6 protein-coding genes are annotated in these 15,239 nt (G+C 53.7%); 1 reads left to right on the top strand and 5 read right to left on the bottom strand.

Features of this window, described 5'->3' with window-relative positions:
• The first annotated feature begins 82 nt into the window (after window positions 1-82).
• On the top strand, window positions 83-1,312 hold the full coding sequence (locus ACP4CD_RS22610; protein ID WP_281021067.1) for a glycosyltransferase family 4 protein: 1,230 nt from the start codon (window positions 83-85) through the stop codon (window positions 1,310-1,312).
• Window positions 1,313-1,502: 190 nt separating this feature from the next.
• On the opposite strand, the gene ACP4CD_RS22605 is transcribed toward ACP4CD_RS22610, so the two are convergent.
• From ACP4CD_RS22605 to ACP4CD_RS22585, 5 genes are all read right to left on the bottom strand, one after another.
• Window positions 1,503-2,495 (bottom strand): calcium-binding protein, encoded by a 993-nt coding sequence (locus ACP4CD_RS22605; protein WP_426994723.1) that lies wholly within the window; start codon window positions 2,493-2,495, stop codon window positions 1,503-1,505.
• Complete coding sequence (locus ACP4CD_RS22600) at window positions 2,438-12,019, bottom strand: calcium-binding protein (protein WP_426992736.1); 9,582 nt, start codon at window positions 12,017-12,019, stop codon at window positions 2,438-2,440. Before ACP4CD_RS22600 ends, ACP4CD_RS22605 begins: the two co-directional genes overlap by 58 nt.
• Window positions 12,016-13,092: a hypothetical protein gene (locus ACP4CD_RS22595; RefSeq protein ID WP_426992734.1), complete on the bottom strand. Its 1,077-nt coding sequence runs from the start codon at window positions 13,090-13,092 to the stop codon at window positions 12,016-12,018. The genes ACP4CD_RS22600 and ACP4CD_RS22595 overlap by 4 nt, the downstream gene beginning before the upstream one ends.
• A 500-nt stretch (window positions 13,093-13,592) precedes the next feature.
• Entirely contained in the window at window positions 13,593-14,117 is a 525-nt protein-coding gene (locus tag ACP4CD_RS22590; protein ID WP_426992733.1) for an REP-associated tyrosine transposase, read from the bottom strand.
• A gap of 147 nt (window positions 14,118-14,264) precedes the next feature.
• Window positions 14,265-15,197 (bottom strand): hypothetical protein, encoded by a 933-nt coding sequence (locus ACP4CD_RS22585; protein WP_426992731.1) that lies wholly within the window; start codon window positions 15,195-15,197, stop codon window positions 14,265-14,267.
• Window positions 15,198-15,239 lie beyond the last annotated feature (42 nt).

The raw sequence follows: 15,239 nt of genomic DNA, 5'->3' as shown, positions 1-15,239 counted from the left end.
TGAACGCCATAGAACGGTATTCGCCGATCCGCCAAACGACGACACACACCGCAAACAACCCAACATCAAGCGCTAAGCTCCGATGAAATGCCTATTCGTCCATCAAAATTTCCCCGGCCAGTATCGCCACTTGGCCGCCCATCTGGCCGCCGATCCCCGCCATCAAGTCGTGTTTATCACCCAACGTTCGGAAGGCGAACTGCCGGGCGTGCGGAAAATGGTCTACCGACCGCACCGGGCACGATCGCACAGCGTTCACCAATATTTGCGGGAAACCGAAACGGCGGTGATCAACGCTCAAAGTGTCGCCCGCATCGCCCTGGACTTAAAACGGGCCGGTTTCGTACCGGATTTGATGCTGGGTCATAACGGCTGGGGCGAAATCTGGTATTTGAAGGAGGTATTCCCGCAATCGCCGCTGCTGGGTTACTTCGAGTTCTTTTACCGGCTGAGCGGCGCCGATGTCGGTTTCGATCCGAACGAGCCGACCGCCTTCGACGACGGGCCGCGCTTGCGGACCAAGAATCTGGGTAATTATTTGGCCTTGGATACGGTTGATGCCGGACTCTGTCCCACTCACTGGCAGAAATCGCGCTATCCGACCGGCTACCACGACAAATTGCACGTCATCCACGACGGCATCGACACGAGCATCGTCCGCCCGAATCCGGATGCGGCCTTATCCCTGGCGCAAGCCGGGCTGACGTTGAGCCGGGCCGACGAAGTCGTCACGTACGTGGCCCGCAATCTGGAGCCCTATCGCGGTTTTCCCAGCTTCATGCGCAGTCTGCCGGCCGTCCTGGCAGCCCGGCCCCAGGCACGGATCGTGATCGTCGGCGGCGATGAGGTCAGTTACGGCAAGCGCCTGCCGCCGGGGCAGACCTATCGTCAACAGTTACAGGCGGAACTTGGCGACGCCCTGGATGGGCGGCGGGTGCATTTTTTGGGCAAGGTGGCGTATCCGACCTTTCTGAAGATACTGCAACTATCGAGGGTCCACGTCTACCTGACCTATCCCTTCGTGTTGTCCTGGTCGGTGCTGGAAGCGATGGCCGCCGGCTGCCTGGTGGTGGCTTCGAATACCGCGCCGGTACAGGAAGTGATTCGCGACGGCGATAACGGTTGGTTGGTGGATTTCTTCTCGCCCAGCGAGATTGCCGAACGAGTCATCGAAGGTTTAAAAGCGGGGCCGGCGGGGTTTGCCGCCATGCGGCACAACGCCCGGCAAACGGTGATCGAGCGCTACGATCTCAACACGGTGTGTTTGCCGGCGCAGCTTGGATGGCTGGATCGGTTACGGCGGCGGGATTAACAAGCCCGTCAAAACAGCGGCCGCTTCCATTCCTTTTCCTTCCCACAAACGAGGCGGCGCTCAACCACACCGAGCGTCATTCTCGAGCGCGGAACCAAGGGATTCTTGGGAACTCATTCAACCAAAGTTAGCGCCCCAACGCCCCATCCCCGAGATGCTTGACCTCGGGGATGGGACACGCTGACGCCGCTTATTGCCAGTTGGCCGCAATCACCGGCGCCAGCGCGGTTTGGTAATTCGTCGGCAACGTGGTTTGGCCCGACGACGGCGGTGCAAAGGCCGCCATTGCCGACACCAGACTCTCGACCTGACTATCCAGCAAGGTCAAATTGCCGTCCGTGGTCTTGAACTGCTCGACGTGGTTGGCGCTGCCGCTATACCAGTTTTGCACGACCAGCTTATCCGAAGTTCCGATGATGCTGACTTCCAGGTTGTTCCCCGCATGGACGAACCACAACTGGTCGGCGCTCACGCCGGTCAGGAACTGGGCCACATCGGTATTACCCACCGTCGCATCGTTCTCGACCACGGTGTCGGCACCGTAGCCCCGGCCCAGAACGTAGGTGTCGTTGCCAGTGCCGCCGGTCAACGTATCCGCGCCACCCTGTCCGTCCAGAGTATCGTTGCCGGCCAAGCCGGAGAGGCTGTTGGCGGCACTGTTACCGGTAAGCCGATTGTCCAAGGTATTGCCGGTGCCGTTGATGACGGAAGTACCGGTCAGGATTAGGTTTTCAAGATTTGAGCCAAGCGTCAATGCGACGCCTGAGTTTACCGTATCGATACCTTCGTTGGCATTTTCGGTAATGGTGTCGGTGCTGACGTTGACGAAATAGCTATCGTCTCCCATGCCACCCACCATCGTGTCGTTTCCGGTCCCGCCGTCCAAAACATCGTTCCCGGCCCCACCAGTGAGTTTGTTGGCGGCGCTGTTGCCAATCAGGGCATTATCCAACGCATTGCCGGTGGCATTGATTGCGCTAGTCCCGGTTAGGGCCAGGTTTTCGACATTAGCTGCCAGCGTATAGGTGACACTGGACTGGACCGAATCAATACCTTCGCCTGCTGCTTCGGTAACGACATCCGAAACGCTATCAACCATATAGGTATCGTTGCCGCTACCGCCAATTAGCGCGTCGTTACCGGCACCACCGTTGAGTGTGTCGTTACCAGCACCCCCGACAATGAGTTTGCGGCGCTGTTGCCGGTGAGGGTATTGTCCATCGTGTTGCCGGTGCCATTGATTGCGGTAGAACCGGTGAGGGTCAGGTTTTCGATATTAGCCGCCAGTGTATACGTCACGGACGACTGAACCAGATCAATCCCTTCGTTGCTATTCTCGGTCACAATATCGGCGATGTTATCGACCACATAAGTGTCGTTGCCTGCCCCGCCGATTAAGGTGTCGACACCGCTGCCGCCGGACAGCGAATTAGCAGCAGAGTTGCCTGTTATCACGTTGTTCAGCGTGTTACCGGTGCCGTTGATTGCCGAAGAGCCGGTGAGTACCAAATTCTCAAGGTTCGTCGTTAGGCTTAGCGTCACCGCGCTGTTCACGACATCGGTGCCTTCCCCAGCATTCTCGGTGATGACATCCGATGCGCTATCGACAAAGTAAGTGTCGTCGCCCGCGCCGCCTACCAACGAGTCATTACCTACACCACCGTCTAGCGTATCGTTGCCGGCGGCGCCGGTTAACGTGTTGGCAGCGCTATTGCCAATTAGTAAATTATTCAATAAATTGCCGGTGCCGTTGATGGCGCTAGAACCGGTCAAGGTCAGGTTTTCGACATTCGCGCTCAATGAGTAGGTCGCACTGGCTTGAACCCCATCATTGCCTTCGCCAACGGCCTCGGTAACCACATCGCTGGCGCTATCGACCACGTAAGTGTCGTCGCCGGCGCCGCCCAACAGAGAATCGGTACCGGTACCGCCGTTGAGCGTGTCGTTTCCGGCACCGCCGTTAATCGTATCGTTTCCGCCCAAGCCGTTGAGTAGGTCGTTACCTGCGCCGCCATTCAAGCTTTCCGCTGCGGCCGTACCATTCACGGTAAGGTTCTGAACATTGACCACGATATCGAACACGTCGGTCGCGGTCAGATTGTCCGTGTCTTTCGCCGTCACCTTTACGCTCAGCGTACCTAACGCGGTTGGCGTGCCGGTGAAAGTACGTGTCGCGGCATTGAACGTTAACCAAACCGGCAATGCGGAGCCGTCCGCAAGTGTCGCGCTGTAACTCAAAGTGTCGTTATCAGGATCGGTAAAAGACGATGCCGGCACTGCGTAGCTAAAGCTAGCGCCTTGCGGGGCGACTTGATCTACCAATGCGGTTGATAATACAGGGGCTCTGTTGGGTGCTCGTACTGTTAGGGTGACATATTCGCCGGCCGCGTAACCGTAGTTGTCGGTACCCCACAATACGAATGAGAACGTCCCGACATCCGTCGCCGTGGGTGTACCCGACATCACCCGAGTACCAGGATCGAAATGCAACCATGTTGGGACCTCGGAACCATCTTGCATCTTGATGCTGTAAATGATCGAGTCCCAAGGGTCGGCGTCGACGATAGTATTTGCCGCCACCACATAATTGAATACATCACCGGCGCGGGCCTGTAGCGAGGGCAGGTAACTATTGACCGTCGGCGCATGATTGTTGGTAGCTCGATCGACCACCGTTTGAATCATGGTTTGGTCCCAGATGACACCGTTATCGAATTCGATCGCGTCGATTTTATGATCGGCAATTTCACCGTCCAAGCTAAATTCCGCGCTAAAATAGTCGTTAAAACCAATTTGGTCGTTAGTGCCTTTGATCCTTAGGAACAAGTGGCTGTTGTATTGGAACGCAAGCACGTCGGTGTCGGCAATACCCGGGCCAAGCCGCAATAAGTCGTTTGCGTCCTGCGAATCCGTCGTATCGATGAAATCTTGACCATCGCCGAGATTGAATACGTACACGTCGTCACCAATATCACCAGATAAGTAGTCGTTACCTTGTCCGCCAAACAATACGTCATTACCCCGATCACCGAAGAGTGAATCCGCACCTTGTCCGCCAAGCAGGGTATCTTGACCCTGTCCTCCCCACAGGACGTTATCGCCGCTATTTCCGGAAATCACATTGTCTAGATCGTTGCCGTAACCCTGTGAGGCCGCGCCCGCCAAGGTCAGGTTTTCGACGTCGTTCGCCAACGATCGGTTCGTGTCAAAGCTACGAATTTCCACGTCAACGCCGTCGTCGAACGATTCTTCCACACCATCCGCAACGTCATCCGTGTAATAGGTGTCGTTACCGTCGCCCCCCGCCATATAGTCGCCCTCGGTACCGCCGTCCAGCACATCGTTGCCGTCTCCCCCGAACAGCAAATCAAATCCGGCCTCACCCCAAAGATGGTTGTCGCCGTCGTTGCCAATCAACTGATTCGTCCACTGGTTGCCGGTGCCGTCGATATTCGCCGAACCAGTCAAAACAAGCTCTTCGAGATAATTACTCAAGGTGTAGCTTTGGGAGATTTCGACAGCGTCGAAACCACCATCCAGCGTTTCGATAATTTGATCGTCAAGCGTGTCTAGAATGTACCGATCGTCGCCACCCTTACCTTCAAGAATGTCCACGCCAGCGCCGCCATCGAGCCGGTTATCCTGATCATTGCCGGTAAGGTGGTTGTCGAGTGCGTTACCGGTACCTTCCGAATAGAGCCCCGGGCTTTCCAACACCAGATTTTCCAGATTGGCCGACAACACATAGTTGGATGTGGCGTGAACCGTATCAATGCCTTCGCCGGATAACTCCGTGATCAGATCAGACAGTTGATCGACATAGTAAACGTCGTCGCCGGAGCCTCCCACCAATACATCCTCGCCGGCACCTCCGTCAAGACTATCGTTACCGTTGCCGCCTTGCAGACTGTCCCGCCCCGTTCCGCCTGACAGATAGTCCTCACCTGCACCGCCGTCCATCAGATCGTCGCCGGCATCGCCATAGAGTTGATCGCTGCCGTCCTCGCCGTCAATCTGGTCGTTACCGTCGCCGCCGTAGAGGATGTCGGCGCCCACGCCGCCCAGTAGCGTATCGTTACCGCCCTTACCGTACAGGATGTCGTCGCCGGCTTGACCGGAAATAATATCCGCGCCGATCGTACCGTTTAGGAGATCGTCTGCGTTGGAACCCGCCAACAACCGGGTCTCGATGTCCGCTAATCCCCAAACGGTGCCATTGGCGAATCGGATTTGTTGTAGCGGGTTATAGGAATTGGCGGAACTGTCCTGATAAAAGAAGTCGCGAACCGTAATCTGATCACTGGTTCCAGCGATAGTGACGATCAGCGAGGTGCCTGATGAGGCAAGCATCACTTCGGCGGCGGTAACGTCGGATTTAAACTGTAGGGTATCGAGCTTGCCAAGTGACGTATCGTTGGTCGAGAAGAGTTGATCCTGACCATCGCCTTTGCCGAACCAATAGGTATCGCTACCCGCGCCGCCGTAGATCGCATCGTTTCCGCTCCCGCCGTCCAAGCGATCGTCGCCGACATCCCCAATCAGCGTGTCATCGCCGCTACCGCCCAATAGGATGTCGTTACCGTCGCCGCCGGTCAGGCTATCGTTGCCGCCGCCGCCATCCAGCGTGTCGTCGCCCGCGAGGCCGCTCAACGTGTCGTTTCCCGTTTGGCCTTGAATCGCTTCGCCGTCCGGCGTGCCGCTCAGTGCGTCATCGGCGTCGGTTCCGGCATAAACCTTCGCTTTTATCGCGGCCAAGTCCCAAACAGTCCCCTCCGCGAACACAATTTGTTGCAATGGATTTCGGTTATTGCCGGGAGTATTTTGGTAGAAGAAATCTTGGACAGTCAGCTGGTCAGTGGTACCCGCGATACGGATCACCAAGTCGGTGGCGGTCATCGTTAAAACCAAGTCATCCGGCGCTATTCCGGCTGCGAAGCGCAAAGTGTCGACCTTGCCGACGGTACCGTCGACGACCGAAACGATCAGGTCTTGCCCATCGCCCTGACCGAACCAGTAGATGTCGCTACCCAACCCACCGTCAAGCGTGTCATTCCCTGAGCCGCCGTAGAGAACATCGTTTCCGGCATCGCCTTTAAGATTGTCGTCACCGTTAGCGCCGAGGATCGCATCGTCGCCGTCGCCGCCGGACAAAAGATCCGCGTCGGCTCCGCCATCCAAGGTATCGTTTCCCGACAGCCCGTTTAACGTGTCGTGACCCGCCTGACCTTGGATGGAATCATCGGCTAACGTGCCAATTAACCAGTCGTCATCCGCAGTGCCGGCATAGACTTTCGCTAGAATGTCCGTCAATTGCCAAATGTCGCCATCGGCAAATCGAATTTGCTGTAATGGATTGTACGGGTTGCCCGGATTGTTCTGGAAAAAGAAGTCGCGTACCGTCATTTGATCGTCGGTTCCGGCTATTTTGATGATTAACGAAGTCCCTGAAGCCGTGAATACCAAATCCGAGGGGGAAACATCCGCCTCGAAGAGCAGGCTATCGAGCTTGCCGATATCACTGTCGTACAGTGATTCGATTACGTCCTGACCGCCGCCTCGTCCGAAACGGTAAACGTCGCTGCCCAGTCCGCCGTTGAGCGTATCGTTGCCGGCGTCACCAGCCAACGTGTCGTTGCCCGCGTCGCCGACCAAGCGGTCGTCGCCATCGCCGCCGCCGAGCAGATCGTTGCCCTCGTTACCCGATAAACTATCGGCGCCGGAACCGCCGTCCAGAGTATCGTTCCCGGCTTTGCCGGCCAAAGTGTCGTTCCCACCTTGGCCGTGGATCGTATCGTCATTCAGCGTACCGCCAATCGTTTCCGAGCGATCGGTGCCACTGTACAAGCGTGCCAGAATATCGGCTAATTCCCACACGGTGCCGTCGGCGAATTGAATGCGCTGTAAAGGGTTGGCCGTATTCAATGCATCGTCTTGCGCTAAAAAATCCACCACCGAGAGGCTGTCGGCGGTTCCCTCGATAGCGATGATCAAAGAAGTACCTAAGGTACTCATTCGTATGTCGCCGACCGATACGCCATCCCCAAATTGCAAGTTATCGATCTTTCCAACGGCAGTGTCGATCGTCGATAACAAAATATCCTGGCCGTCGCCCCGGTTAAACCGGTAAGTGTCGCTACCCAACCCGCCGGTAATCCGGTCGTTGCCGGCGCCTCCAGTGAGGCTGTCGTCGCCAGCATCGCCATTCAGCTTATCGTCGCCGTTTGCGCCCCTTAGCGCATCGTTACCGATGCCGCCGTAAAGGTTATCGTTACCGGCGCCACCGTACACGACACCGCCGTCGTCGCCCAGCTTCAGGCCCAAGGCGGTGGTCAGCGCGGTACCCACCAGGGTTTCCAAATCCAATCGGGTGCCATCCGCGAAATCCAGATTCGCTTCCGCGCCGAAAAACGCGCTTTCGATATGAACGGTATCGCCGTTATTTAAGCCGATGCCCAAACGAATGAATTGATTTTGGTCGCCAAAATGCGAGATGGACAATCCCCCCGCAGCCATGCCGCTGGCCGTGGCGAATTGCAAGGTATTGCGTCCCTCGTTGTCGTGAATGACATCGTCGCCGCCGAGGTTCAGGTACGTGTCGTCGCCCAAGCCGCCTTCCAAACGGTCAATGCCGGCACCGCCATCCAAGGTGTCATTGCCATCATCGCCCTGCAGCACATCGTCGCCTTCGCCGCCCATTAACCGATCATGACCGTCGCCGCCCGCCAGGGTGTCGTTGTCCAAGCCGCCATCCAGCGTGTCGTTACCGCCATCGCCGATCAGCTGATCGGCGCCAGCTTCGCCATACAGCTCGTCATCGCCTTGATACGGTGCGGCTATGCCGGTGGCGTCGCCTTCGAGGTAATCGTTACCCTCGCCGCCGTAAATCGTATCGGCGCCGCCTTCGCCCCAAACGTTGTCATTCCCGCCTTTTGCATCGATCGTGTCGTCACCGTGGTAATCGGCGGCAAGGCCGACAATCATCACGTCGCCCTCGATATGGTCCGCGGTATCGCCGCCGATGATGGTGTCGCTACCGCCGCCGCCCCGCGCGAATTGCTGGGTTTGGCCCGCGCCTAAGTCCAGGTAGTCATTGCCGTGTTGCGCGATGTCGGCGTTTAAATCGCCTTCCAGCGCGTCATCGTCGGCACCGCCGTAAACCGTGTCGTTGCCGGCGCCGCCGTCGAGGGCATCCATGCCGTTTTCGCCGTAAATGACGTCATCGCCACGCCCGCCCATGACCCAATCGCCGCCGTCGCCGCCATAGACGATATCGTCGCCGCCTTCGCCGGTATCGAGTGCGCCGGTCACCGGGCTGAGGCCGACGCCGTTCAGGTTGGGCCGAGTCGAGTCGGCGAAGGGGTAGGTCTGGTCGGTTTTGGCGAAGGTCCAGTCGTTGGCTTGGGTGGTGTAGTCGGCATCCGCAAAAATGATGTCGTTGCCGGCGCCGCCTTCCAGCCAGTCGCTACCTTCGCCGCCCATCAGCGCGTCGGAACGGCCGCCGCCGATCAGCATGTCGTCACCGCTACCGCCGCTGAGAAAGTCGCCCAGACGATCGGCCGGGACCGAGCCCAACCCCGCTTCGGCGTTTTGTTCATCGGCGTAGAGTACGTCGTTACCTAGGCCGCCTTGCAGGATGTCGCGGCCGGCCCCGCCGTCCAACACGTCGTTGCCCTGGCCGCCGTCCAACAGGTCGTTGCCGTTGCCGCCGTACAGAATGTCGTTACCACCCAACGCCGCCGCCTGAACGACGGCCCTGTTGAGTTGCTTGCGGTGATGAGTCACGCCGTCTTCGTCCAGCTCGGCGACTTGGGTCACGGACCAACTCCCACTTGGGTTGGCGATACCGCCGTCGCCGTAGAGCATGTCGTCATCGCCCCCACCCACCAACACGTCGGCGCCGTCGCTGCCGGCCAATATATCCTGGCCGGTGCTGCCATAGAGTTGATCGTTGCCCGTGCCGCTGGCGAGCAGGTCGCCGCGCAAACCTGTACCCGCAGCGGTTTGGCCTTGGTCGTACAGCGTTTGGAAGCCTTGCTGTTGGTCGGCGTACAGCAGATTGTCGCCGCCGCGATTGGCCAGCAGGATGTCGCTGCCGGCATAGCCTTCCAGCAAATCGTTGCCGGTATCGTCGTAAAGCGTGTCTTCCCGGCCGGGATCGGCTTCTGTGCCGACGATGATGTTGCCCAGCGCATCATAGCCGATCTGGATGCCAGCGATATTGGGGTCTTGGTCTAGGGGTTTGAGGTCGCCGAACAGCTTCAAACCATTTGGCGCAGCGGGCGCTTGACCGGCGGCCAAATTGATACCCAATTCGCCTTCGGCCCAGTTTTTGACGAATAAGGTATTGCTCGCCGTAGCGATCAATAAATCCTGAGTACCATCGGCACGGACCACCAAGTTGTAACCGATGCTATGTTGGAGATCCTGCCAAGTGTTGCCGGCATGTATCCATTGGTTGGCGGCAATGCCGGTCTGGCCTTTGGCCTGTATCCCTTCGAAGGTGATTTTACCTTGACCATCGGTATCCAGAATGGTGTCCATGCCATCGCCGGCGATGAAGGCATAAATGTCGCTACCACGGCCGCCTTCCAGGTAATCGTTGTCCTTGCCGCCGGTTAATAGGTCGTCTCCGCCGCCACCGTAGAGCCTGTCGCTGGTATTGCTGCCGTTAAGCATTTCGCCAGACTGCGAGCCGAAGACGATTTGATGATCGTCCGAAAATAGGCTTAAGTCGTCAATAACAATTTTGAGCGGCTCGCCATCGACCAGTAAAGTCTTGTCGATATAGGTCCAATTGCCTGAAAATTGCAAAGTATCCCATTCGTCACTATAGGATTTATCCTTATAAAGCTTGAAAGCTTCACTTGCCAAATAGGCACTAGGAATGATTGGATTGCTCGCTGTTACTAGAGTGACTGCAGATAGGTAATTGGCTACAATCAAGTCGTTATAATCGTGTTTGCCACCGTCGTATTTTAGTTTCCAATCTAGCATCGCGGCTCGGTCTCTAAGATACTGCTCGGTTAGATCGCCGGTACCATTGGCCGAGTTATACAAATTCAGCTCGCCGTTTGCATTTGCCGATACATAATCGAGACCGGCCACGACGAAAGGATTGAGTTCGACCAATGCAAAACGGTAGGCCAAGCCTTCGGCATCGTTTTGGGTTGCTTTAGCTACCATGCCGGATGAGTTCGCATCGCTTAGCAAGGTTAACGCAAAGCTTTTGCCATCATCGATCTCGGTCTTTATCGCAGTCTTAATCTCGGCTAATTTATTGTGCAACGCATTGCGAGACTCGATGTTCGACCACGAATTGCCGTCGGTGAGATTGACTGTGGCACCGGTTTTGGAATCGATATAGGTGGCATTATGCAACTCAGGTGCTTGGCCGATACCGACAACGGCTTTGTATAGTTTGTCGACTAAAATTTCCAGTGTATTGCCTTCGGATTGGCCCTGCTGGCCGGGTTCGGTACTGGCATTGCGATTGTTGGCCGATTGGATCAGGCGGTTTAATTGCTCCAGAGTGACGCTGGTATCAAGCGCCGCGAAGGTATCCATCACCGTCAGCGAATCTATCATCAGCACCAAGCTGTGCGTATCGCCGAAATCGTTGACATCCCAATGATCACTGATGGCTAACGCTTTGAAGCTGGCATTGAAATTGTCGATCAAGTCGGCGATATGCTCCGGGGTGCCTCGCCACAAGGGTTGGTCTTCGATCTGCACGATGGCTTGGTCAGTGGTGTGCCGATAACCGCTGACCGCGACGGCCGAAAAACCCGAGCCGGCGACTTCGGTAATTTTGTCCGACAAGCCCGTATTGGTATAGAGCGTGTCCGTAAAAGGAATGGCGGCCCCAAATGGCGCACCGGTAGTTGCGCCTTCTGCGGCCAGTTTCATCGCCAGATGAAAGCGCCAATCGCCCATGGCGCCTAAAAAGGATTGATTCGGCTCGCCGGTGCTGTCGGTCAAGGTCCGGACTCGCCGCCATTCGGCTTCGGCATTATTGGCGGCGGTGATGGCTTGATCGTACAGCCCTGAACCGACGGATTGAGCAAGTGACATCAGTAAGTTTTCGTCGGGTTGGCCATTGTTCCAAAGTTGATCAAACCTATTGATGACTTGATCGAGGCTGTTGCCATTGTTCAGACCACCAGTACCGGCCGAGTTGAACAAATACACATGATCGATTTGATTTATCCAGCCTTGATCTTGAGCCAGCATCGCGAACGCGGTGGCCAAGTGGCCACCCAACGAATAGCCTGTGACGGTGAAATGGGCGTCGGCCGGCAATTGGCCGCTACTTCTCAGGCCGTCGAACCATTTCATCATGTCGCTGATCTGGCCGAAGGCCCAGCCGTAATCGTGAATGGAGTTGTTGGTACCGCCGTCACGGATGTTATCTTCGACGAATTCGGTGCTGCGGAAGGAGATGACGTATTCGCCGTCCGTACTTTTGAACAGAGTGCCACTGAAACCGGTGTCGGTGTTGGCTTGTTGGGTGACGACTTGCCAATGCGCTTGGAAATCGTCAATTTCGGGTTGGGTGAGTCTGCTGGTGTGTTTGTTGCCCTTTAACAAAGCATCGTCGAAGTGAGTTCCTTGCAAAAGTTCTCCCGTAAATTTATCGGTTAAAAACGCCTCTGCCACCACTTGCAGTTGCGTGTATTTCAGATAAGTCGTTATTGGCGATACGCTCATTGGGTTTCTCCTAAATTAGAATTAAGAACTTTAAAAACAAAATGATCCTGACCATATTGGCGATGGGGACAAGCCCAGCCAACTTCGGTTTGAGCAAATGACCACGGCTGCCGGTAAGCAGCCGCGCTGCCGCCACCCCGATCATGCAGATAGCCGATGCGCTTCCCCAGCAACTCGCCGGTTTGCAGGTCGATGACTTTCAATGCGCTGCCGGCGATCCACATCTGCCGCTCTTCCGGGGTTTCCAGATCGTCGTAGGTCACCCCATAGCGGGGCGGCGGATTGCCCGCGGGTTCTCGGGTCAATATAAATTCGAAAGGGCCGTCATCATTAAAGTCGACAGGTTCTAACAGCTCACGCGGAATGTATCCCCATTTTTGGCGAAGTTTTCGCCACTTTTCCCGGTCGTTTTTATCGGATTTCTGCCAACTGCCGGTGTAACGGTAGCGTTGGCGGTCCAAGGGATCAATCGCCTCGACATAACGAAAGGCCGGCTGTCTAGGGTACTTTTTTGGATTATCAACCCAAGGGAAACTACCTTGTCCTCTGACGATACGATCCAGTAGAAACGAGCTGATATGCCCATCGAAAGACATATAACCAACGGCATGGTCGTTCTTATAGAGCCCACTGGTATCGAAATCCCCTAGTCCTTCATAAGGACTCTTGGCATCAATGCTGTACTGGCTGATGCCGGAACTTTCATCAAACTCGAGTTTCATCAAAAATACCCCATCGACATCATCGACGGTACGGTAAATCTTCTCGCCAGCGCCTTTACACAGTTCGTGATAGCGGTCCAAGGCCTTGGTCATGGTGGCTAGTTTGGCGTCAATAAGCTGCTGTTTCTGGTGGTTTTGATGGAGCTTGTAAGCCACAGGCACCAGGAATATCGCCAGCACCAAGCCCATTGCCAGATATCGGAACTTAGGATTATTGATATTGCGCCGAGCGGCGGAAACGGTTATCCATAGCACGACCAAAAAAGTAGCGACACCGCCTATCGCCACTGCCCAGACGATCAATCGCAACGTCCCCGGAGAGATAAACAAATTTAAAAGTTCCCAACCCATGTCTTAATCTTGGTAATTGGCAAAGCCGTAAGGCGAAATAAGCAGCGGCACCGTATGGATGCTTTTGCCGTCGTATTCAATTTCATATTAATCTCGGTTATACCCGTCGACATCCAAAGCGCCTCCACTTCCCAAAGGAGCAGAATGTATCGACACACTATATCGTGCAAGCTGGTCAGTATCCGGCAAGCACGTTCCCTGTTGATGATCGGTTCCATAAAATTTAGTTAGAGGCTTTAAGTGAGTGGCTGTTGCGTTTTATTGCATCCGACTGACGTGGCCGGTAACAATCCGCGTTAGCGCATTATCGCGGAAAGATTTTTAGGCTACGCCTGTCCAAAAGTCCAATCGGCGGCCATTTATTTAAAATATCTTTGAGATGAATCACGATTTTTGGCCCAACAAACCACTCTTGTGTGATTGGCTTTGCTTTTTTATTGGGCTTTATCAAGGCCGTAAGGCGCAATAACCAAAGGGCATTGCGCCGTATTATTTTTCGATTACTCAAAATGATATAAATCTCCGTCAATTCCTGCCCAATTTAAAGGATAAACACCACGCTCGACCCATCGAGGAAAGGTAGAATATGGCCAGTCTTTTACTTGCTTTACCAAGCCATGTTTCACCGGGTTGTAATGGATATAATTCATGTGCGCTTGAAAATCGGCTTCATCCCGTATCAGGTGTTCCCAATAACGCCGTTGCCAAATACCACGTTCGCCTCTCGTGATTCTGATATTCGATCTGCGCTCAGTTTTTGGTATTGCTTTGGACAATCCAATTTTTATCAAACGTATTCGGGTGGCGTAGTCAATATCGTTTTCCGGTAGCTCAATCAAGCAATGCATGTGCTCAGGTAATACCACCCAACCGTGAATTTTGAACGGGTGATGAGCTTTCACGGTTCTGATTGATTCCCGTAAAGATTGAATATGCCTTACCAACAAATCGTTATTTTTTCGTTGTAACAAATTGATAGTAAAAAAATAGGTTCCGCCAGGATGCCAAATTCGCCGGTAATCCATTTGTTTAGTATCAATGGTAAGTTGGTTAAATACGGCGTAATGCCCGTTGGTTATTACGCCTTACGGCCTTGATTCACATTGGCGTTAATTAGCGAGTTCTTTTCATCATAAAAATTTGTTGATTTGCTCCAGTTGATGTTTCCCATTCTATTCGCCTTTCTGAGTTAGTTTTGTTAAGTTGCATTGATTGTTTAGGAAATAGTTTTTTCCATCAGTTGTCAGGTAAAATGACCAAAATATAATTCGGCATGTCTTTTTTATTTGCGGAAAATAAAATTCGCCATAATTGTCATCATATTCATGAGCCCACATTAGCTGCATTCTATAATATCTATTTCCGCTTGAATATACTGTAATAGCCGCTCCAAAATAGTCTTCAACCCCATCAAAGTTTATATCTATAACAGAGCTATATGAGTTTAAAAGATAAGCGCCTACCGGAAAAACATCTGAAATCCATGGCTTCAACTTCTCCATCTTTTTGTTTATTTCTTGTTTTTCGTAAACTTTATCTACTCTCTTTTCCTCTGCTATCCACATTCTTTTTCCATCAGGAAATGGGACACATACATTTAACTTATTATTGCTAAGCGTTAACTCTAAAGAAGTACTGGGAACAGTGGTGCTAGCACCATCTTCTCCGTTTATAATTAGATTGTATTCTCCAATTATTGTTTTAATTCTTCCATTTATTATTAAGGCTGATAACTTTTTAAGCTTATTTTCATCTCGCCAAGTTTCTATGTTATATCTAAAACTTGGCCAATTAGAATCAAGGTGTATTAAAGCCAAATTATGCATTCCATCTTTACTTCCGTCGGATTTATAAAGATCATATTCGGTATAACCAATTTTCTTTTCTTTGTCTAGCCAAGTAACTCTCAAAAAAACATCGCACATTGGAAAATTTACTTTTAATTCTCTTGATGGTTCTTTTACAAAGCCGATATTTATAATGCTTGGTTGAGTAACAATCTTTACTATGTCGGCCTTCACAAGGCCGTAAGGCACAACAACCAAGGCCGTAAGGCGCAATAACCATAGGGCATTGCGCCGTATTTTCAAACTATTCAAACTCATATAAATCTCCATCAGTTTTTTTAATCGCTTCCACTAATGATG

The sequence above is a fragment of the Methylomonas stagni genome, from assembly GCF_050154735.1.
GTDB lineage: Bacteria > Pseudomonadota > Gammaproteobacteria > Methylococcales > Methylomonadaceae > Methylomonas > Methylomonas koyamae_A.
Note: the sequence above shows the minus strand (reverse complement) of the source record. Positions and strands in the feature narration are given on the sequence as shown.